Raw genomic sequence first — 20371 nt, 5'->3', positions numbered from 1 at the left:
ACAAGCGGCTGCCTCGACACATCCCGAGATGGTTGCCGGACCCGGGCCGGCTCGCCGCAAATCCTATGCCTGCCTGCTCAGCCGCATCCTGGCGGACTCCTCCGCGACGAGCTGATCGTTGCGGACATCGGCGCCCCCGGTGATCTGGTCGATCGGCTTGGGCCGGCCGAGGAAATAGCCTTGCGCCTCGTTGCAGCCTTCGACTTGCAGGATGGTGAGCTGGACATGCGTCTCGACGCCTTCGGCGAGCACCGGAATGTCGAGGCTGCGGCCCAGCGTCAGCACCGCCCGGATGATCGCCTTGGCTTGCGGGCTTCGCTCGACATCGGCCATGAACGAACGATCGAGCTTGATCTTGTCGAAGGGAAACGAGCGCAGCGTGTCGAGCGACGAATAGCCGGTGCCGAAATCGTCGATCGCGATCGTCACCCCCAGCGCCTTGATCTGGCGCAGGACATGCAGCGTGCGCACCTTGTCGGCGACGATCGTCGATTCGGTCAGTTCGAGCTCCAGGCGTTTCGGCGACAGCCCGGTCTCGAGCAGGATCTGGTGGACGAGCTTGGCGAGATCGGCATGGGCGAACTGCACCGGCGACAGATTGACCGCGATCTTGTGGCCATTGTCCCACAAGGCCGCCTGACGGCACGCGGTCCGCAGCACCCATTCGCCGATCGCCATGATCGAGCCGTTCTCCTCGGCAATCGGGATGAATTCGACCGGCGGGATCATGCCATGCACGGGATGCGTCCAGCGCAGCAACGCCTCGTAGCCGCAGGTGGCGCCGGTCGGGACCGAGGTCTGCACCTGATAATGGAGCGAAAGCTCGCCGCGCTCGATTGCCTGCCGAAGGTCGGTGGCCAGCGCGCGGCGCGCCCGCGCCGTCTCGTCCATGGCGGATTCGTAGAAGCAGACGGCCCGCGTCACATCGTTCTTTGCCCGGTACATGGCAAGGTCGGCATTGCTGACCAGCCGCTCCCGATCGGCCCCGTCGCGTGGGAAGACGGCGACGCCGATGCTGGCGCCGGCGGCAATTTCGAAATCGTCGAGCCGCAATGGCTCGAACAGGGATTTCTCCAGCCGCGAGACCAGGCCGAGAAGGTCGTTCTGATCCTTGAAGCGCTTGATCGCGGCGAACTCGTCACCGCCGAGCCTTGCGACGAATTCACCCTCGCCGGTGAGTTTCGCCAACCTGCGGGCGACGATCTTGAGCGCCTGGTCGCCGGCGGCGTGCCCCCTGAGGTCGTTGATCTCCTTGAAGCGGTCGAGATCGATGACGATGACCGCCGTCATCGTTCCCTCGCCCTCGCGCGCCTGGTCGATCTCATGGTCGAGGCGGTCGTTGAAGGAGACCCGGTTGGGAAGACCGGTAAGGGCGTCGTTGAGGGCAAGATGCTGAAGCCGCTCGAAGCTTTCCAGGCGGCCGCGTTCGTCGATCAGGTGGCTGGCGAAGCCGGTGGCCGCGACGATCAGGCCGACGACGGCAACGGCGACCGCCATGGCTACCAGAATGTCGGGATTGGTGCCTGTGGTGATGAAGGACAGCGGCGTCACCGCCACCGCCGCCATCGCGGTGAAATGCAGGCCGACGATCGCCAGCACCAAAAGCCCGATGGCGACATAGTGCGACCAGCGGTACGGCCGGCGCACGGCATGGCCAACGGCTACGGCGGAAAACGCCGCCGAAATCACCAGTGAAGCGGCAACATAGGAGCTGTCCCATTCGACGATGCCGGCAACGTGATAGGCCATCATGCCGGTGTAGTGCATGGCCGAGATCGCCAGCCCGACGACACATCCGCCCCATTCCGGAGCGAGACGCCGGCTCTTGTCGGAGGCAAGGGTGAAGCCCGCTCCGGTGCCGGCGATGGCGATGACCAGCGACACCATGGTCAGGACCGGATCGAAGGTGATGGGCGCGCCGGGCTGATAGGCCAGCATGGCGATGAAATGCGTGCACCAGATCGAGGAGCCAGCGGCGACCGCGGTCAGGAACAGCCAGCCGCGCATCTGCACGCCGGCGGTTTTCCTGGCACGGTCGAAGAGGCCGATCGTCACCCAGCAGCCGGTGACGCACATCAGCGCCGCCAGCAGAACGAGCCACAGATTATGCTCCGTGGCGATACATGATATAACGCGCATCAAGAACGGCCCAAGCCCGAGGATGCCCACGGCGAAGCAGACAGGAGCCGCCCGGCACATACCAAGGCGGCTTTGCCTCAGTGTTAGCTGCGGGGCGTGAAAACTTGATTAAATCCCTCCAGCAAATGCAGCCCTTGATTGCAGCAGGTTGTTTCCCCTGCCGGCGCTAGCCCTCGCCATGCGCTGGACCAGAAGCCTTGCACGCGCGCGTGCTTGCTCGCTTTGCCGTTCCTGCTAAAAGGCCCTCCGACAATCCGTGACGCCTCGGCTGGGGCGTCCGCCATCGACGGGGTAAAAATGTCCAAGGCCAAAGACGTCAAGAAAGTCGTGCTCGCCTATTCCGGCGGCCTCGACACATCCATCATCCTGAAATGGCTGCAGACCGAGCTCGGCGCCGAAGTCGTGACCTTCACCGCCGATCTCGGCCAGGGCGGCGAACTCGAGCCGGCGCGCCGCAAGGCCGAGATGATGGGCATCAAGGACATCCGTGTCGTCGATGTGCGCGAGGAATTCGTCTCCGACTTCGTCTTCCCGATGTTCCGTGCCAATGCCGTCTACGAAGGCACGTATCTGCTCGGCACCTCGATCGCGCGGCCGCTGATCTCCAAGCACCTGGTCGAGATTGCCAAAGAGACGGGCGCCGACGCGATTGCGCATGGCGCCACCGGCAAGGGCAACGACCAGGTTCGCTTCGAGCTTTCGGCTTACGCGCTCAACCCCGACATCAAGGTCATCGCGCCGTGGCGCGACTGGTCGTTCAAGTCGCGTACCGACCTGATCAATTTTGCCGAGCAGCACCAGATCCCGGTGCCGAAGGACAAGAAGGGCGACGCGCCGTTCTCGGTCGATGCCAACCTCCTGCATTCCTCTTCCGAGGGCAAGGTGCTGGAAGACCCGTGGAGCGAGCCGCCGGAATTCGTCCACCAGCGCACAGTTTCGCCGATGGATGCGCCTGATACCGTCACCGAGATCGAGATTGAGTTCCTCAAGGGCGATCCGATCGCGCTCAATGGCAAGAAGCTGTCGCCGGCAACGATGCTGGCCGCGCTCAACGATCTCGGCCGCGACAATGGCATCGGCCGGCTCGACCTGGTCGAGAACCGTTTCGTCGGCATGAAATCACGCGGCGTCTACGAGACGCCCGGCGGCACGATCCTGATCGCCGCGCACCGAGCGATCGAATCGATCACGCTCGACCGCGGTGCCGCCCACCTCAAGGACGAGTTCATGCCGCGCTATGCCGAGCTGATCTACAACGGCTTCTGGTTCGCGCCCGAGCGGCTGATGCTGCAGGCGATGATCGACAAGAGCCAGGAAGACGTCGAAGGCACGGTGCGCCTCAAGCTCTACAAGGGCAACGTCATGGTCACCGGCCGCAAGTCGAAGAAGACGCTCTATTCCGACGCGCTGGTCACCTTCGAGGATGACCGCGGCGCCTACGACCAGAAGGACGCCGCCGGCTTCATCCGCCTCAACGCGCTCAGGCTGCGCACATTGGCCGCGCGCAACCGCAACAAGTAACGCGGATGCGCGGTCTCGGTCGCCGCCTGGCGCCGCTGGTTCTTCTGGCGACGCCGGCGGCCGGCCAGGAGTTCGACCCGGCCTCGCTTGACCTGGCTGCCCTGATCGAATGCCGGGCGGATGTGCCGGCCTATAACGACTTTGCCCTTTGGCTTTCCAGCGCACCAGGTGCCGTTGAAACGCTTGGCTGGAAGGAAGTTGCCTCGGGCAATCCGTTTCTCAGCCAATACGAACTACCGGCCAAAATTCGTGCGTTCAGCCGCGAGACAGGATCAATCGTCTTCACCGCTGCCGGGCCGATGGCCGTGCTCGATGGCATTGCCGCGCCAGAGCTGGCCAGAGAGCTCAATGTCACAGCCGTTTTTTCGACGCCGGAAAAATTCCTTGGCGAGAAGGTCGTTGTCAAAAGCACTGAAGAGACAGATGGATTGACCTTCTCCACGGACATCAAGCTCAACGTCTCGACCGTCGAGTCACATCCTGGCAAGACGCTGGCTGGCTGCTCCTACGTGCTTGATGTGAAATAGAACGCGGCGCGGCGCCGGGTTCTATTGAGCCAGTGAAATGCGCCCGGCGCAAGAGTTTGATCGGTGCGTTGGCGAACCCGAACATCTTGAGCAATTAGCAGGGAACGCCCATCGCTTCGTCATCCACGGGCGGAGCAAGGAGCGCAGCGACGCGGCGCAGACCCGAGGATCCATGCCGCGACTTCAAAGCGCTGCAGCGGTGCAGATTTCTGCTCCGCTGCACTCCGTGGCAAAGGTCACGGCATGGATCCCAGGGTCTCCGCGACGGAGCTTCGCTCCTGCTCCGCCCAGGGATGACGACGTTGGGAGACCTCGGCCAATCCCGAATGTCAGAACGAGAAAGCCCGGCGCATGGCCGGGCTTCCCGTCGAATGGTCTGGAGATTTCTATCAGTCGCCGTCGATCGCCGTGGCGATGCGGGCGATGGCCTGCTGATAGACGCTGGCGGAATTCCAGCCGGCAATAGCGCCCATATTCGCACTCGCGCTCGCACCGGCACGCCAGCCATGACCCTTGAGGAAGTTGGCGGTGGAAGCCAGGGCAGTGCCCTTGTCGCGCAGGTTTCCGCTGCCGACGCCATACTTCAAGACATTTCCGGGCAGGAACTGCGTGTGACCTATCTCGCCATGCGCGGCGCCGACCGACGAGGATGTCAACGCCCCGCGATCAACCAGCTTAAGGGCCGCAATGGCATGCGGGTAAAAGAATCCCGGGCGGCGGCAATCATAGGCAAGCGTCAAAATGGCGGAGACCGTATTCTGGTTGCCCATGGCGGAACCGAAGCCGGTTTCCATACCCCAGATGGCGAGCAACACACCCGGCGACACGCCGTAGTTCGCTTCGATCTTGGAAAACAGTGCCGCGTTCGACTTCTTCAGCGACCGGCCCTTGGAAATGATCGCGGCCCCGCCACGGCGCTTCATGAAATCATCCACCGAGCCGCTGAAAGCCTTGTGAATGCCGCGGTCGACGGAGATCGTCTTTGTTGCGTAGCTCGCGCCGGCCAGGGCGGCCAGACCCTTGGGGCCTACACCTTCGGACTTGGCCTCGGCGGCGAACTCCGGCTTCCAAGCCTCGAATCCGGCGCCGGTCTTGCCGCAGCTGGCCGCCGCCTGCGCGCCCGTCGCCAGCGCAAGCACCGCCACCACGGCCGATGCAAACATCTTTCCCTTGGCAAGTAATGCCATGCTTTTCTCTCCTGATTTGCCTGAATCACGTCCCGGTTGCGAATTTGCCAGTGAAACGCGCAATTGTCACCGTCCCCCGGCGCTACGCTGGCCAATGAAGGGGAATTTGCCTACGATCAAGTGATTATTGTGGCAGGGGTGCTCCATGCAAGACGTTGATGTCGTCATCATCGGCGCCGGCTCGGCGGGTCTAGCCGCCGCCAGAACCCTGCAGGCGGCAGGCCTTTCCTTCACGCTGCTGGAAGCGATGGACCGCATCGGCGGGCGCGCCTGGACCAGCGACCAGCATTTCGGCGTGCCCTTCGACATCGGCTGCGCCTGGCTGCATGCCGCCGACCGCAACCCCTATTTTCCCGAAGCCCAGGCGGCCGGCTGGGCGCTGCACCATCATGACATGAATGTCGACCATCTCTACTACCGAGAGCGCAAGGCGAGCGAAGCGGAAGAAGCCGACATGAAGGCGGCCGATGCAAAGCTGTTCGAACTGCTGGCCAGGCATGAGGTGAAGGACGGGGATGACGATCGCCTGTCGGCGCTGTTGGCAAAAGGCCATGCGCCACGCGCGGCGGCTACATTCGCCGGGCCGATGGATTTCGGCGCCGACGAGGACGAAATCTCGATCCGCGACTTTCAGGCCGCGGCCGATCTCGACCCCAACTATTTCAGCAAGGAGGGCTTTGGTGCGCTGGTCGCGCGTTTCGGCGCCGGCGTGCCGGTCGAACTGTCGACGCCGGTGCGCAAGATCCTCTGGGATGTGCCCGGCGTCGCCTGTGTCACCGATCGCGGCACCATCCGCGCCAGGGCGGTGATCGTCACCGCTTCGCCGGCGGTGCTCGCCTTCGAGGAGATCGCGTTCTCGCCGGTCCTGCCGGACACGCATTTCGGCGCGTTCTTCGACCTGCCGATGGGCATGCTGACCAAATTGCCGGTTGAAATATCTGGCACAAGGCTCGGGTTGCAGCCCTTCGACGACCTGCTGATCGAACGGATGGCCAGGCACGACATCTATTTCCTGTGCTTTCCGTTCGATCTCGACCTGATGGTCGGTTTCGTCGGCGGCGATTTCGCCTGGGAGATGTCGGCGGCCGGCGAAGCGGCCGGCATCGACTTCGTCGTTGACCGGCTGTGCGGCATTTTCGGCGGCGATACGCGCAAGCATGTCGGGCGCGCCATGATGACCAATTGGGGCGGCGAGCGCTTCGTGCGTGGCGCCTATGCCGCCGCCCGCCCCGGCCGTTCGCAGGCGCGTGCGGCGCTGATGCAGCCGGTGGCCGACAAGATCTTCTTCGCCGGCGAGCATCTCGCCGGACCGCTGATCCAGACCTGCGGCGGCGCCAGGCTGTCGGGCGAAGCGGTTGCAAGGCAGGTCGTCGCCCAGCTGGCGGCGAAATAGCTTCGAGAGATGCGGAACGCCGTTGGGCGGTTGGCGTTGGGCACCTGCCGCCCCACATATGCTGGCTCTGAAGGTTAGAGACCGACATGAAACTCTTCGACTGCCCACATTGCAGCCACCGCATCTATTTCGAGAACGCCCAGTGCCTGAACTGCAGCAGTCTCGTGCTCTACGATCCCCAGGACGCCCGCTTTGCGCTGGCCGGCGTCAACGGCATCTTCCAGTGCACCAACGCCGATGAATGCGCCTGCAACTGGATGGCCGAGCAGGGACAGGGTTTTTGCCGCGCCTGCGTGCTGAACCAGCTGATCCCCGACCTTTCCGTCGACGGCAACCGCCGCCGCTGGATCCGCGTCGAGGCGGCGAAGAAGCGGGCCATCTATTCGCTGCTGGCCTTCGGGCTGCCGGTGGCGCCCAAGCAGAGCCCTGCCGACGAGATCGGCCTGGCCTTCGACTTCCTCGCCGATCCGATCGGCGGCGGCCCCGGCGGCGAACGCATCCTGACCGGCCATGACAATGGCCTGATCACGCTCAACGTCGCCGAGGCGGACTCGGCCGAGCGCGAGAAGCGGCGTGTCGAGATGGGCGAGAATTATCGCACCTTGCTCGGCCATTTCCGCCACGAGCTCGGCCATTATTACTGGGACCGCCTGATCCGCGACGATCCTCAAAGGCTGGAAGCTTTCCGCGCGCTGTTCGGCGACGACCGCGCCGACTACGAACAGGCGTTGAAGACCTATTACGCCAATGGCGCCGCGCCCGACTGGCAGCAAGGCCACATCTCGGCCTATGCCACCTCGCATCCGTGGGAGGACTGGGCCGAGACCTGGGCCCACCATCTGCACATCACCGACACGCTGGAAATGGTCCACGCCCTGAATTTTCCGCTCGGCCGGCTGGAGACGGTGGAGACCAACGAGTTGCCGCGGGGAGACACCGGCGGCGGGCCGCAGGCCGCACCCTCGGAGCCGGCGACCGCGCCCGAGCCTTTCGAAAAGATCCTTGCCCGCTGGCTGGTGCTGTCTGAAGCCTCCAATTCGATCAACCGCTGCATGGGCCTGCCCGACCTCTACCCCTTCGTCATTTCGGACGTCACCGCGCGAAAATTGGCCTTCGTTCACGAACTTCTGACCGGTTTGCCTGGAGAACCGGGAACAAATCGTGAGTTGGCGCAGGCGTTTTAGCGGGAACGCATACGCCACTGACCCGTTTTTGCTGGCGAGGGCCCATGAAAACGGAGAGAAAACATGAAATCCCTGTTGTTTCCGGCGGTCGCCGGAATGCTGACCGTGATGTCGGGCGCCGCCTTTGCCGACACCGCCGTCTCCGCCGTCACCGATCTCAACGTCCGCGCCGGGCCGGGCCCGCAATATCCTGTCATCGGCGTGCTCGCCGCGGGCCAGTCGGCGACGCTCAATGGCTGCATCGAAAACAGCAAATGGTGCACCATCGCCGAGGCTGGCGGCCAGGGCTGGGTCTATTCCGACTATGTGACGGCCGATTTCAGCGGCACCCGGGTGGTTCTGACGCAGCGGCCGCACGGTTCCAGCATCGCGGTCGTCTCGCCGCCGGACGACATCGGTAACTACTCGACCGACTATACCGGCGCGATCGTTGCCGGCGAGCCGATCGAAGACGCGTTTCCGCCACCGCCGCCCGAAATCAGAACCTATGTCGACACCCATCGCCTCGACCCCGTCTATCTCGACGGCGAGGTGGTGACCGGCGCCACCTTGCCCGACACCGTCGAGTTGCGCGAAATTCCGGACTACAACTACCGCTATGTCTATGTGAACGGCCAGCCGGCGCTGATCGATCCGCAGACGCGGCGCATCATGTACGTCGTGCGCTGACCTGGATTTTAGCCAGGCGGCCGCGACAGCAGCGGCCGCCCGGTAACAGGCAGGCGGCAGTGCTGCATCCGCTGGACGTGCGGCGGCGCTCATCCGTGCGTGAATCCTTTGCGAAAATCGATTCCGATTTTCCGGACCATCGGCTAGATCAAAAGGCGATGAATTCGGCAAAGGAGCCAGCGTGACCATCGATTCGGCCGCATTCGAACGCTACCGGCATTCGCCGAACGCCAGGAAGACCTTGCCGCGCCTGTTCCTTGGAACGGCGATCGTGTTGCTGTTCTGGGCCGCCACGACCGCGGCCGTGCTGTTCGGCGGCACCTATGTCTTCTTCGCCTGGCAGGCACCAGCGGCTGCGCCGCCCGAGGGCGTGATGCAGGGGTTCCTCGCATCGCCCATCGGCGTCCTCACCGCGCTTGTCTCGTTCGCCGGCATCTGGATCGGCCTGTGGGTCGCCATGCGCTGGGTGCATGGCGAGAAGCTGTCGGCGCTGATCGGCATCAGCCGTCGTATTTCATGGTCGGGCTTCCTCAAGGGGCTGATCGCGGTGCTGATCACATCGTTCCTATCCGAGATCCTGCTCTATCTCTTGCAGCCTGAGATCGCGCGCGGCCCGATCAGCCTGTCGTCCTGGTTGCTGTTCGCGATCCCGATCTCCGTGCTCACTCTGTTGCAGACCTCGTCGGAAGAGGTGCTGTTTCGCGGCTACCTGCTGCGGGGTCTCGCCAACCGGTTCAGGAGCCCGTTCATCTGGGCACTGCTGCCGGCCCTGCTGTTCACCTCGCTGCACTGGAGTGCAAGCGCGTCGCCCGCCATCAACGCCTGCGTGCTCGCCTCGATCGCCGCTTTCGCGCTGCTGCTGACGCTTGTCGTCTATGCCACCGGCAATCTCGGCGCCGCCCTGGGCGCTCATCTCGGCAACAACCTGACCGGGTTTCTGCTGATCTCGCATCAGCAGAGCTACAATTCCTTCGCCTTGTTCACCGCCAGGCCGCTGGAAGGACCGGGCTGGACGACATATGATGCGGTTCTCATCGCCTTCATCGGCATCGCCTGCAGCCTGCTGACGATCGTGCTGCTTTTACATCCGCGCTCGCCGCTCAGGGTTGCCGCCGATCTCCCGGATCAGGCGAGCGCGGCCTGAATGCAGCCTGGAGAACGGCGCGATAAGGGCCTTGTCTTGACTCCGTGGCCGATTTCCTGTCTACACGCCCCGAATTCCGCGACGAGTATCCCTCCGAGCAAGCCGACCAGGACGCCGAAACCTCCTTGAGGTGAAGTGCTGTAAATCGATCCTGGAGGCCAACACCCGGCAGCGCTGAGCGCCCCCGGGTGCTTTTTGGTTTTGGGCTTTTGCTTGGACACTTGGCGCGAACGCATTATTTCTCCGGCACCATCCGGTGCTCGGGAAAAGGAAAAAGAATGTTTGAATCGCTTCAGGAGCGCGCAAGAGACGTGGAGGGCCATCGGCCCGACAGGGACCACTATGAGTCCAAGGCGCCGTCGCGTGGCGGGTTGACCAATGTTTGAGTCCCTGCAAGAGCGCCTTGGCTCCATCCTGAACGGCCTGACCGGCCGCGGTGCCCTGTCGGAGGCTGATGTCTCGGCGGCACTGCGCGAGGTGCGCCGTGCGCTGCTCGAAGCCGACGTGGCGCTGGAAGTGGTGCGTTCCTTCACCGACAAGGTGCGCGAGAAGGCCGTCGGCGCTGCCGTGGTCAAGTCGATCAAGCCCGGCCAGATGGTCGTCAAGATCGTCCATGACGAACTGGTCGACATGCTCGGCGCCGAGGGCGTCGCCATCGATCTCAATGCCCCGGCCCCGGTCGTCATCATGATGGTCGGCCTGCAGGGTTCCGGCAAGACGACCACTTCGGCCAAGATCGCCAAGCGCCTTTCCGAGCGTCAGAACAAGAAGGTTCTGATGGCCTCGCTCGACACGCGCCGCCCCGCCGCGCAGGAGCAGCTTCGCCAGCTCGGCGAACAGGTCAAGGTCGCCACGCTGCCGATCATCGACGGCCAGTCGCCGGTCGACATCGCGCGCCGCGCCGTGCAGGCGGCCAAGCTCGGCGGCCATGACGTCGTCATCCTCGACACCGCCGGCCGCACCCATATCGACGAGCCGCTGATGGTCGAGATGGCCGACATCAAGAAGGTGTCGAACCCACACGAAATCCTGCTGGTCGCCGACTCGCTGACCGGCCAGGACGCCGTCAACCTGGCCAAGAGCTTCGACGAGCGCGTCGGCATCACCGGTCTGGTGCTGACCCGCATGGATGGCGACGGCCGCGGCGGTGCTGCCCTTTCGATGCGTGCCGTCACCGGCAAGCCGATCAAGCTGATCGGCACCGGCGAAAAGATGGATGGGCTGGAGGAATTCCACCCCAAGCGCATCGCCGACCGCATCCTCGGCATGGGCGACATTGTCTCGCTCGTCGAAAAGGCCGCCGAGAACATCGACGCCGAACAGGCGGCGGCGATGGCCAAGAAGATGCAGTCGGGCAAGTTCGACCTGAACGACCTCGCCAGCCAGCTTCAGCAGATGTCGAAGATGGGCGGTATGGGCGGCATCATGGGCATGATGCCCGGCATGGGCAAGATGAAGGACCAGATGGCCGCCGCCGGTCTCGACGACAAGATGTTCGGCCGCCAGCTCGCCATCATCTCGTCGATGACCAAGGCCGAGCGCGCCAACCCGGATCTTCTCAAGCATTCGCGCAAGAAGCGTATCGCCGCCGGTTCCGGCACCGACGCGGCCGAAATCAACAAGCTGCTCAAGATGCATCGCGGCATGGCCGACATGATGAAGGCGATGGGTGGCAAGGGCAAAGGCGGCGGCCTGATGCGCGGCATGATGGGCGGCCTTGCCTCCAAGATGGGCCTAGGCGGCATGGGTGGCATGATGGGCGGCGGCATGCCTGACCTGTCGAAGATGGACCCCAAGCAGCTCGAAGCCTTGCAGAAGCAGGCACAGGCAGCCGGTCTCGGCGGCGGCATGAAAGGCCTTCCCGGCGGCGGTGGCCTGCCCGGTCTGCCTGGTGGCATGAAACTTCCGGGGCTTCCCGGCCTCGGCGGCGGCGGGCTGCCCGGCCTTGGCAAGAAGAAGTGAGCACGCCATGAACGAAGAGAAAGATATGGCCGACGCCCGCACCATCCTGGCCGATTACCGCGCTTCGATCGACAACATCGACGCAGCCCTCATCCACATGCTGGCCGAGCGCTTCCGCTGCACCAAGGCGGTTGGCGTGCTGAAGGCGACGCATGGCCTGCCGCCGGCCGACCCGGCGCGCGAGCAGCAGCAGATCGCCCGGCTTCGCCAGCTGGCGAAGGATGCTCATCTGGACCCGGATTTCGCGGAAAAATTCCTCAACTTCGTCGTCCGCGAAGTGATCCGCCACCACGAACAGATCGCCGCTTCCACTTCCAACGGCGTGACGAAAACCAACTGAAACCCAATCAACGAACTTAGAGTTTTTAGGAGAAAAGAAATGCCCTTGAAGATCCGACTGGCCCGTGCGGGCTCGAAGAAGCGTCCTTACTACCACGTCGTCATCGCCGACGCCCGTTCGCCGCGCGACGGCCGGTTCATCGAGTCGATCGGCTCGTGGAACCCGCTGCTGCCCAAGGACGGCGAACGCGTCAAGGTCGACGCCGACCGCGTCAAGCATTGGCTGGCGCATGGCGCCCAGCCGACCGACCGCGTGCTGCGCTTCCTCGACGAGGCCGGCCTCGTCAAGCGCGACGCCCGCTCCAACCCGAAGAAGGCCGAGCCGGGCAAGAAGGCGCAGGAACGCGCTGCCCTTCTGAAGAAGGCGCAGGAAGACGCCGCAGCCGCTGTTGCCGCCGCTGCAGCAGCACCGGCCGAGGCCGAAGCCGCTACCGCCGAATAGATATTGCTCTATCGCTTCCAGGAAAACGGCGGGCCATGGTGCCCGCCGTTTTGCTATGTCGACTTCATTCTCGAATGCGGCCCGATCAATAGCCGCTTGGGCAGCGGTCGATGTAGACGCGGCCACGGCTATCACGGTAGCGGCATTCGCCACGCTCGCTCGCCCGGCCGATGAGCGCACCGGCAACAGCGCCGACAGCGCCACCAACGACGGCACCTTCAACCGGATCGCCGGCGACGGCAGCGCCGACAGCCGCCCCGCCCAGCCCGCCGACAGCAGCGCCTTTTTCCGTTTGTGAACAAGCGGCGAGCGGCACCAGCAGGGCCATCAAAAGCATCGTTTTCTTCATTGTCGTTCCTCTCTGATAGGAAATGCCTCCGCCGCCAAGCGAATCCCTAACTTGCGACTCGGCGATTTGATCCAAAAGAGATGCCGACAAAGGAATTTCAGGCGTCCAACAGGGTGCTTTGATCGCGACCGTCTCACGATGTGGACGTTATGCCGCCCTTCCTTTGGAGCGGCAAATTCTGACAGGGCTCATGCACGTCACTTTTCGCTGAGACTTTTCAGATTGGCGAGGCCGACCTCGAAATCCTTGCCGATCAGCGTGTCGAAGTTCATGAACAGGCCCATCAGCTTGGCGATAAAGGGCCGGCCGCCGCGCATCGCCCAGGTGACGGCAGTGTTGCCGCCCGACGGCATCAGGGTGAAATCGACGCTGTTGTTGGCCCTGAACGGCTTCTCGAAATCGAGTTTCAACGACACCAGCGAGGACGGCACCGAATTGACGATCTCCATGCGCCCCTTGCCGGCCTTGCCATTGCCCTCCCAGGCATAGGCCGCGCCCTTGCCGCTCTCAGTGCCGGAGAGCGTGCGCTTCATCCGCGGGTCGAGCTTTTCGTAGGGCGACCATGTCGGCCAGCGGCTGAAATCATTGATCAGCGGGAAGATCGCTTCCGGCGGAGCCTTGATGCTGGCTGTGCGGGTGACGACGAAATCGTTCGGTCGCGTTGCGGCATAGAGGAGCACGACGGCGATGATGACGAGCAGGATGATGAGGATGGTGCTGAACATTTTTTCTCCCTAAGGCAATTTCCAGGAAAAAGCGGTTTTCCGTCCTGAATTGCTTCAAAATGATGAGACTATCGGCTGAACGGGATCAGCGCGCGCACGCGTGGGTCGCGCAGATACAGGCCACCCCACAGGATGATGCCGAGATAGACGCCAAACAGCGTGTGCGAGAACAGCGGATTATCGACGCGGAGATTGGTTGCGATGGCGCCGCCCATATAGGCGGTGAGCAGGATGGCGCCGAGCACCGCGGTGCGCGGCAAGGCGTAGAGCGCCGTCGAGATCAGGCCGATGATGCCGAGCATGCGTGCGACATTCGCATCCGCCGACCAGCCGAGCGGCACCATCGTCTGGGTGACGATGTCGAGCGGCGGCAGCTTGATGACACCGTCGAAGATCATGAACAGCACGATGACGCCACTGAGCGCGCGGCCGGTCCACAAAGCGCCCGGCGATACGGGCGCGGTTTCGGAAATGCTCATGGCGGTCCCTCCTGATGGTTCGAACCCTTTTCGCTGGGGTCGAACCAAGGACGCGGCATGAGGCGAAGATCCGACAGGGTGCGGATTCTTTTTGGCGCCGGTGGCGCTACAATGAGGCGAAGGCAACCTTGGCGCCGAGATAATCATGCCTTCGTCATCCTAGGGCGAAGCAAGGAGCGAAGCGACGCGGCGCAGACCCTAGAGCGTTTCCTACTTTGAGAGAATCGTAGGATTCCCAAATCAGGCTGTTTGTGATTCAAGATGCAGGCTGGGTTGGAGGCCAGCATCTAATGACGCGAGCGCTTTCAAACGATCTTCGTGAGCGTGTTGTTGAAGCAGTTGGCGCAGGCGAGAATTGCCGTACCGTGGCATCGCGCTTTGGCGTTGCAGTTTCCTCTGTCGTGAAGTGGTCGCAGCGCTATCGAGCGACCGGCTCGGTGGCGCCGGGCAAGATGGGCGGACATCGCAAGCGCATTCTTGAGCCGCATCGGGCCTTCATCGTGGAGCGGATCAATCAGACCTCTGAGCTGAGTTTGCATAGGCTGAAAGACGAGTTGGAAGCGCGCGGGGTCAAGGTCTCGCACAATACGATCTGGATGTTCCTGCGCCGCGAGGGCCTGAGCTTCAAAAAAAACACTGTTCGGCCTTGAGCAGGCCCGCGCTGATATTGCCCGCAGGCGTCAGCGATGGCGGTCCTGGCAGGCGGGTCTCGATCCACAGTGCCTGGTCTTCATCGATGAGACCTGGATCAAGACCAACATGGCTCCGCTGCGCGGTTGGGGGCCGAAGGGCAAGCGGCTGCGCGGATTGGCTCCGCACGGCCATTGGCGCACGTTGACCTTCCTTGGCGCGCTGCGCTGGGATCGGCTCGCGGCACCTTGTGTCTTCGACGGACCGATCAACGGCCAATGCTTCCGGGCCTATGTCGAGCAACAGCTCATCACCGTTCTGAAGCCCGGCGACATCGTCGTCATGGACAATCTGGGAAGTCATAAGTCGGCCGCCATCAGGCAGATGATCAAGGCTGCCGGCGCCAGGCTTTGGTACCTGCCGCCTTACTCTCCGGACCTCAATCCGATTGAGCAGGCCTTCGCCAAGATCAAACACTGGATGCGCCAGGCCCAGAAACGCACTGTCGAGGAAACTTGGCGCCACATCGGCCACCTCGTCGAAACCATCGAGGCAGCCGAATGCAAGAACTACTTCGTAAATGCGGGATACGCTTCCGTCAAAACGTGAAACGCTCTAGGGCGTGGACTCAACGTGTCGCAGCCAAATCCTTAGGGAGGCGAGGGTAAGAGTTGCGAGGAAGTTTCGACCAAGTTTGTCGAAGCGGGTAGCGGCCCTGCGGAACTGCTTGAGTTTGCAGAAGAAGCGCTCGATGCGGTTTCGCTCGCGATAGAGGTCTGGCGCGACAAATCTCTTTGCCTTTACGTGCCGACGGGTCGGGATGTGAGCGCACCCGCCAGTCTCGGCAACAAGGGCGACGAACGGCCAACTGTCATAGCCTTTGTCGGCGACAAGCGCCTTTGCTGGCGCCAGCCCTTCGATCAATTGCGGGGCGAATGTCTTGTCGGATGCCTTTCCCTCCGAGATGAGGAGACGGATCGGCAGGCCGTCTTGATCGAAGAGCGCGTGGACCTTGGTGCTCAGTCCGCCATGAGAACGGCCAATGGCGTTATCCGGACCCCCTTTTTACCTCCCGCCGCATGCTGGTGGGCGCGGATTATCGAACTGTCGATCAGGTGCAAAGACTGTGGTGACTTAGCCGCCAGCGCTTCAAACATCGCCAACCAGACACCTCTTTTGGCCCAACGGTTGAAGCGGTTGTAGACCGTGGTGTAGGGGCCATACCGCTCGGGCAGATCGCGCCAAGGCGATCCGGTCCTCAGAACATAAAATATGCCATTGACCACCCGCCGATCGTCGACCCGCTTCTTGCCCAAGCCATGTGGCGGCAAAAGCGGTTCCACGATTTGCCATTCTGCTTCGCTTAGATCGTAGCGTGCCATCATCGCCTCCTAATCAAAGGCGTTGAATCACTGCTTCAAAGGCCATGCAAGGGTTGAGTACGCGCCCTAGGATCCATGCCGCGACGCCGGCCGAAGGATGCAGCGGTCCAGGATGTGTCGGCCTCGCGAGAGTGCCGGTTCTGAGCCGCTTTCGTCTGAAACAGACGCCCCGGCATGGATCCTCGGGTCTGCGCCGCGTCGCTTCGCTCCTTGCTACGCCCGTGGATGACGAAGAGAGGGCCGTGTCGGCCAATCTCCGAAGACAGAGCCATCCGTATCCAGCACCTACGAAAAGTAAAACTTCTCGGCCGGCAGCATTTTCGGCGGCGTCTCGCCCAGCGCCTCGAACACCGAGATCTCGCAAACGCGGCAGAGACCGTCGAGCGCGAGGTCGTTGGCCTCGGTGCCGAACGGATCCTCGAGTTCTTCCGAAAGCGCGTCGAGGCCGAAGAAGGTGTAGGCGATCAGCGCCGTGAACAGCGGCGTCGCCCAGCCGGCGGAGGAGACCAGCCCGAAGGGCAAGAGCAGGCAGAAGACATAGGCGGTGCGCTGCAGAAGCAGCGTGTAGGCGAACGGCAGGGGTGTTCCCATGATGCGCTCGCATCCGGCCTGCGCGGCGGCGATTTCCGACAGGCGCTCGTCGAGGATGCGGTAGCCGATCGTATCGATCGCGCCGGCCTTGCGCAGCGCGGCGATGCGGCGGCCCATGCCGCGCACCATCGCGTCGGGTGCGTTGGCCGCCTTGGCGACGATCTCGGTTTCGTCACCGATGAAAGCGCGGGCTTGCGGCGCCGCGTCGACCCGTCTGAGCAGACCGCGCAGAAAGTGGCAGAAGGCGACCGCTTCCATCAGCAGGCCGCGCAATTCCGTCCGGTCGTCGACCAGCCCGGCGGAGGCGCGCGCCAGATTGCGGATGTCGAAGACGAGCTGGCCCCACAGTTTGCGCGCCTCCCACCAGCGGTCGTAGGCGGCGTTGTTGCGGAAGCCGAGATAGATCGACAATGCCACCCCGAGCAGCGCGAAGGGTGCAGTGCCGGCATTGCCGAAATCAAGCTTCAGCGCCCGCACGACCACCACCACCAGCGCGCCATAGGCTGCAAAGCCAAGGATCTGCGGCAGGATGCGCGGCACCACCGAGCCGCGCATGATGAAGAACAGGTGCAGAAGGCGTGGGCGCGGGCGGACGATCATCAAAGGCCTTTCGCGGACCGGCGCTGGTCCTCAGCTCCTTTATTGTGCGACGCGAAAGGTCTGCAAGCCCAGCCGCCAGCGACATCGCCATGTCGTCTGTGCAGCGGCGGACTATCGGTACCCTTCGGTCGCGGATATTGAAGAGCAGACTGCGCCCGTTTCTGCAGGCGAGAGAAGACGAATGACTGGCGAAACCGACCTGAAGACATTGCTGGCATCGATGACGCCGGAATTGCTCGCCGGAACCTATGTCTTCGCCACGCTGGCGCCTGGCATCGCTCAGCCGGAAGGCCTCGAGCCGGTGATGGTGTTTCGCGAGCGCGAAGGCGTGACGCTGATCGTAACCGAAGAGGCGGCGAGTGCAGCGGCACTGACCGCGTCGTTCCCTTGCCGGATGCTGACTCTGAACATCCATTCGTCGCTGGAAGCCGTCGGCTTCCTCGCCGCCATCACCACGCGCCTCGCCGCCGCCGGCATGGGCGTCAACCCGGTCTCGGCCTTCTACCATGATCATCTGTTCGTCCCCGCCGACCGCGCGGAGGAAGCAATGGAGCTGTTGCGTCAGCTGGCACGGGACAGCGCCGACTGAACTTTGACAGGATATCAAAAAACGCGTAAATTACGGTAAATGCGTAAATTACGCGATTTAGGATGAGCCATCATGCGTGAAGTTCCCACCACAGAATTCACCCGTAATTTTGGGCGTTACCGAGAGATCGTGCAGCGTGAGCCTGTCGCCGTGATGAGTCATGGGCGGCCAACCGGCTATTTCGTTTCAGCTGTCGAGTATGAAGAGCTGCAGCACTACAAGAACCTGGCCCGGCAATCATTTGCGACCAGGGATCTGCAGCGCGAGGAAGTGGAAGCTATCGCCAGCGGCCGCATGTCGTCGGAACACGATCATCTCGATGCCTTGATGGATACCAAGTAGGGCATGCCGCTTCCCGACCCACAGCTCGGCCTCGTCATCTCCTATGCGTATCTGTGGCATCATGAACATCAAGCCGGGCAGGATGAAGGGCGGAAAGATCGCCCTTGCGTGATCGTGCTAGCCGTCGAACGCGGCGCCGATGGTCTGATCGTTACGGTGGTGCCTGTCACGCATGTACCGCCGGCCGATCCATCGCTGGCGATCGAGCTGCCGCCGGCCGTCAAGCGTCATTTGGGGCTGGACGGCGAGCGCTCATGGGTGATGCTCCACGAAGGCAATCGCTTTGCGTGGCCAGGCTACGACCTTCGTCCGGTGCCGCGCTCTACCGACCGCTATGACTACGGCCTGTTGCCGCCACGGCTGTTTTCATCGCTGGTGGAGCGCCTCAGAACGATCTGGGAAGCCGGGCAAGGCCGTCAGGTGCCGCGCGACTGACCCTTTGCGGATGGCCGCGCCGAAGGATACGTCGAAGAGCCCAACTTGGCGCCGCAGCACCCGTCCAGCTCTCCTATCCGTCTTGGCGCTTCGCGCCAATCCACCACCCCGGGGCGGGCGAGCCACGGTCTCGCCCGTCCTCCGTATCCGACAAGGGGAAAAGCAAGAGGCACCCCGGCCGAAGGTCGAGCCCGCGACCGCGGGCCGCCGGTCGTCCGGCGCCCACGCGGAGGGCCAGCCGCGCTAGCGGCGGTGCGGCCCGTGAGCGAAAATCAGGCCGCCTTCTTCTTCGGCTGGATCAGGCCGCGCTCGACCAAAAGCTCGGCGATCTGCACCGCGTTCAGCGCCGCGCCCTTGCGCAGATTGTCGGAGACGATCCACATCGACAGGCCGTTGTCGATGGTCGAATCCTCGCGGATGCGCGAGATGAAGGTTGCGTCCTCGCCGGCCGATTCCAGCGGCGTGATGTAGCCGCCGTCCTCGCGCTTGTCCAAGACCTGGCAGCCCGGCGCCTCGCGCAGGATATCGCGCGCCTCGTCAGCGGTGATCGGCTTTTCGAACTCGATGTTGACCGCTTCCGAATGGCCGATGAACACCGGCACGCGCACGCAGGTCGCCGTCAGCTTGATCTTGGGGTCGAGCATCTTCTTGGTCTCGGCGACCATCTTCCACTCTTCCTTGGTGGAGCCGTCGTCGAGGAAGACGTCGATGTGCGGGATGACGTTGAAGGCGATGCGCTTGGTGAACTTCTTGACCTCGACGCCATCGGCGACGAACACCGCGCGGGTCTGGGTAAAGAGCTCGTCCATGCCTTCCTTGCCGGCGCCGGATACCGATTGATAGGTGGCGACGACGACGCGCTTGATGGTGGCGAAGTCGTGCAGCGGCTTCAGCGCCACCACCAGTTGCGCCGTCGAGCAGTTCGGATTGGCGATGATGTTCTTGCGCGTGAACAGCGAGATCGCATCCGGGTTCACTTCCGGCACGATCAGCGGCACGTCCTGGTCGTAGCGGAAGGCCGACGAATTATCGATGACGACGCAGCCCTGCTTGCCGATCTTCGGCGACCATTCCTTGGAGACGTTGCCGCCGGCCGACATGATGCAGATGTCGGTGTCGGAAAAATCATACTGGTCGAGCGTCCTGACCTTCAGCGTGCGGTCGCCGAACGACACTTCAGTGCCCTGGCTGCGCCGCGAGGCCAGCGCCACGACTTCGCTCACCGGAAAGCCACGCTCTTCCAGTATGTTGAGCATTTCCCGGCCCACATTGCCCGTAGCGCCGACGACTGCAACCTTGAAACTCATAAAAATCTCCTGTCCCTCTCCGCTTGGTTTTTGGAGAAACCCGCTGGCCGATGCGGGTTCCGTCCCCCGGGCCGAACCCGGGAGAGGGTGGTTAGGCCAAGGGAATCACACCGTTTTGGTGGTGGTTTTGGCCATAGTTTTGCTGGAACGAGGAGACGCGCCGACGCGCCCGGCCCAATGATGTGCATCGAGGCTGGGGGCATCGAATGCAAGAAGAGCCATCAAAAGGCCGCGCATCGAAAAACGATCCCGTTCGAAGCGGGCTTTTACGCGGTTTGCGTCAAGAGTCAATTGCGATGAGCGCCCTGTTGCCCTGTACAATGGCAGCGGCACGAAGTACGAACGGCATGACTATCCGGCTGATGGAGCGTCCCGACGCCCGCCGAAGACAGGCCCGTTGCTGGGCATATAAGAATCCGAATTCCGAAAGAGTAA

Annotated in this window: 21 protein-coding genes; 13 read left to right on the top strand and 8 right to left on the bottom strand. The window is 63.1% G+C overall.

What is annotated here, in order from left to right:
* Positions 1-63: 63 nt before the first annotated feature.
* Positions 64-2139, bottom strand: a complete 2076-nt coding sequence (locus tag ACZ89F_RS33050) for a putative bifunctional diguanylate cyclase/phosphodiesterase (protein WP_476096413.1) — start codon at positions 2137-2139, stop codon at positions 64-66.
* Between the two features lie 297 nt (positions 2140-2436).
* Between ACZ89F_RS33050 and ACZ89F_RS33045 the strand changes: the two genes are divergently transcribed.
* Positions 2437-3660 (top strand): argininosuccinate synthase, encoded by a 1224-nt coding sequence (locus tag ACZ89F_RS33045; protein ID WP_476096411.1) that lies wholly within the window; start codon positions 2437-2439, stop codon positions 3658-3660.
* Between the two features lie 5 nt (positions 3661-3665).
* Entirely contained in the window at positions 3666-4187 is a 522-nt protein-coding gene (locus ACZ89F_RS33040; protein WP_476096409.1) for a hypothetical protein, read from the top strand.
* A gap of 389 nt (positions 4188-4576) precedes the next feature.
* Here the strand turns inward: ACZ89F_RS33040 and ACZ89F_RS33035 are convergent, their stop codons facing one another.
* Positions 4577-5374, bottom strand: coding sequence for a lytic murein transglycosylase (locus tag ACZ89F_RS33035; protein ID WP_476096407.1), 798 nt, complete (start codon positions 5372-5374; stop codon positions 4577-4579).
* A 145-nt stretch (positions 5375-5519) separates the two neighbouring features.
* On the opposite strand from ACZ89F_RS33035, the gene ACZ89F_RS33030 reads away from it, so the two are divergent.
* From ACZ89F_RS33030 to rpsP, 7 genes are all read left to right on the top strand, one after another.
* A complete protein-coding gene (locus tag ACZ89F_RS33030) occupies positions 5520-6767 on the top strand; it encodes a flavin monoamine oxidase family protein (RefSeq protein WP_476096405.1) in 1248 nt (415 codons plus the stop codon).
* Between the two features lie 86 nt (positions 6768-6853).
* The gene (locus ACZ89F_RS33025; RefSeq protein ID WP_476096403.1) at positions 6854-7951 is read left to right on the top strand and encodes a zinc-binding metallopeptidase family protein; all 1098 of its coding nucleotides are present in this window, start codon (positions 6854-6856) and stop codon (positions 7949-7951) included.
* A gap of 63 nt (positions 7952-8014) precedes the next feature.
* Positions 8015-8620: a DUF1236 domain-containing protein gene (locus ACZ89F_RS33020; RefSeq protein WP_476096401.1), complete on the top strand. Its 606-nt coding sequence runs from the start codon at positions 8015-8017 to the stop codon at positions 8618-8620.
* A 181-nt stretch (positions 8621-8801) separates the two neighbouring features.
* Positions 8802-9764 (top strand): lysostaphin resistance A-like protein, encoded by a 963-nt coding sequence (locus ACZ89F_RS33015; protein WP_476096399.1) that lies wholly within the window; start codon positions 8802-8804, stop codon positions 9762-9764.
* 378 nt (positions 9765-10142) lie between these two features.
* The gene (ffh, locus tag ACZ89F_RS33010) at positions 10143-11726 is read left to right on the top strand and encodes a signal recognition particle protein (protein ID WP_476096398.1); all 1584 of its coding nucleotides are present in this window, start codon (positions 10143-10145) and stop codon (positions 11724-11726) included.
* Positions 11727-11733: 7 nt separating this feature from the next.
* Complete coding sequence (locus ACZ89F_RS33005) at positions 11734-12066, top strand: chorismate mutase (protein WP_109663710.1); 333 nt, start codon at positions 11734-11736, stop codon at positions 12064-12066.
* A gap of 39 nt (positions 12067-12105) precedes the next feature.
* A complete protein-coding gene (gene rpsP, locus ACZ89F_RS33000) occupies positions 12106-12507 on the top strand; it encodes a 30S ribosomal protein S16 (protein WP_013528800.1) in 402 nt (133 codons plus the stop codon).
* A gap of 85 nt (positions 12508-12592) precedes the next feature.
* On the opposite strand, the gene ACZ89F_RS32995 is transcribed toward rpsP, so the two are convergent.
* From ACZ89F_RS32995 to ACZ89F_RS32985, 3 genes are all read right to left on the bottom strand, one after another.
* Positions 12593-12856 carry a YMGG-like glycine zipper-containing protein gene (locus ACZ89F_RS32995; protein ID WP_024504033.1) on the bottom strand — a complete coding sequence of 88 codons (264 nt, stop codon included), beginning with the start codon at positions 12854-12856 and terminating at the stop codon, positions 12593-12595.
* Positions 12857-13053: 197 nt separating this feature from the next.
* Positions 13054-13581, bottom strand: a complete 528-nt coding sequence (locus ACZ89F_RS32990; protein WP_476096396.1) for an SRPBCC family protein — start codon at positions 13579-13581, stop codon at positions 13054-13056.
* A 68-nt stretch (positions 13582-13649) separates the two neighbouring features.
* On the bottom strand, positions 13650-14060 hold the full coding sequence (locus ACZ89F_RS32985) for a DoxX family protein (RefSeq protein ID WP_476096395.1): 411 nt from the start codon (positions 14058-14060) through the stop codon (positions 13650-13652).
* A gap of 290 nt (positions 14061-14350) precedes the next feature.
* Between ACZ89F_RS32985 and ACZ89F_RS32980 the strand changes: the two genes are divergently transcribed.
* Positions 14351-15299 (top strand): IS630 family transposase gene (locus tag ACZ89F_RS32980; RefSeq protein WP_476090555.1). Its coding sequence is split into 2 segments (ribosomal slippage): positions 14351-14686 and positions 14688-15299, totalling 948 coding nucleotides; the frame shifts between segments, so codons are not numbered across the junction.
* A 6-nt stretch (positions 15300-15305) separates the two neighbouring features.
* Here ACZ89F_RS32980 and ACZ89F_RS32975 read toward each other — a convergent pair.
* A protein-coding gene (locus ACZ89F_RS32975; protein WP_476095896.1) for an IS5 family transposase occupies positions 15306-16072 on the bottom strand; the annotation gives its coding sequence in 2 pieces (ribosomal slippage) (positions 15306-15748 and positions 15748-16072; 768 coding nt in all).
* A gap of 285 nt (positions 16073-16357) precedes the next feature.
* Positions 16358-17263, bottom strand: a complete 906-nt coding sequence (locus ACZ89F_RS32970) for a bestrophin family protein (RefSeq protein ID WP_476096394.1) — start codon at positions 17261-17263, stop codon at positions 16358-16360.
* 181 nt (positions 17264-17444) lie between these two features.
* Between ACZ89F_RS32970 and ACZ89F_RS32965 the strand changes: the two genes are divergently transcribed.
* The 3 genes from ACZ89F_RS32965 to ACZ89F_RS32955 all read left to right on the top strand — a co-directional run bounded on the left by ACZ89F_RS32965 (position 17445) and on the right by ACZ89F_RS32955 (position 18629).
* Positions 17445-17852, top strand: a complete 408-nt coding sequence (locus ACZ89F_RS32965; protein ID WP_476096392.1) for an ACT domain-containing protein — start codon at positions 17445-17447, stop codon at positions 17850-17852.
* 72 nt (positions 17853-17924) lie between these two features.
* Positions 17925-18194, top strand: a complete 270-nt coding sequence (locus tag ACZ89F_RS32960) for a type II toxin-antitoxin system prevent-host-death family antitoxin (protein ID WP_476096390.1) — start codon at positions 17925-17927, stop codon at positions 18192-18194.
* A 3-nt stretch (positions 18195-18197) separates the two neighbouring features.
* Entirely contained in the window at positions 18198-18629 is a 432-nt protein-coding gene (locus ACZ89F_RS32955; protein ID WP_476096389.1) for a type II toxin-antitoxin system PemK/MazF family toxin, read from the top strand.
* A 272-nt stretch (positions 18630-18901) separates the two neighbouring features.
* On the opposite strand, the gene ACZ89F_RS32950 is transcribed toward ACZ89F_RS32955, so the two are convergent.
* The gene (locus tag ACZ89F_RS32950; protein WP_027059343.1) at positions 18902-19936 is read right to left on the bottom strand and encodes an aspartate-semialdehyde dehydrogenase; all 1035 of its coding nucleotides are present in this window, start codon (positions 19934-19936) and stop codon (positions 18902-18904) included.
* Positions 19937-20371 lie beyond the last annotated feature (435 nt).

Source organism: Mesorhizobium sp. USDA 3734 (assembly GCF_056279665.1).
This window is presented reverse-complemented; position numbering and strand designations above follow the sequence as displayed.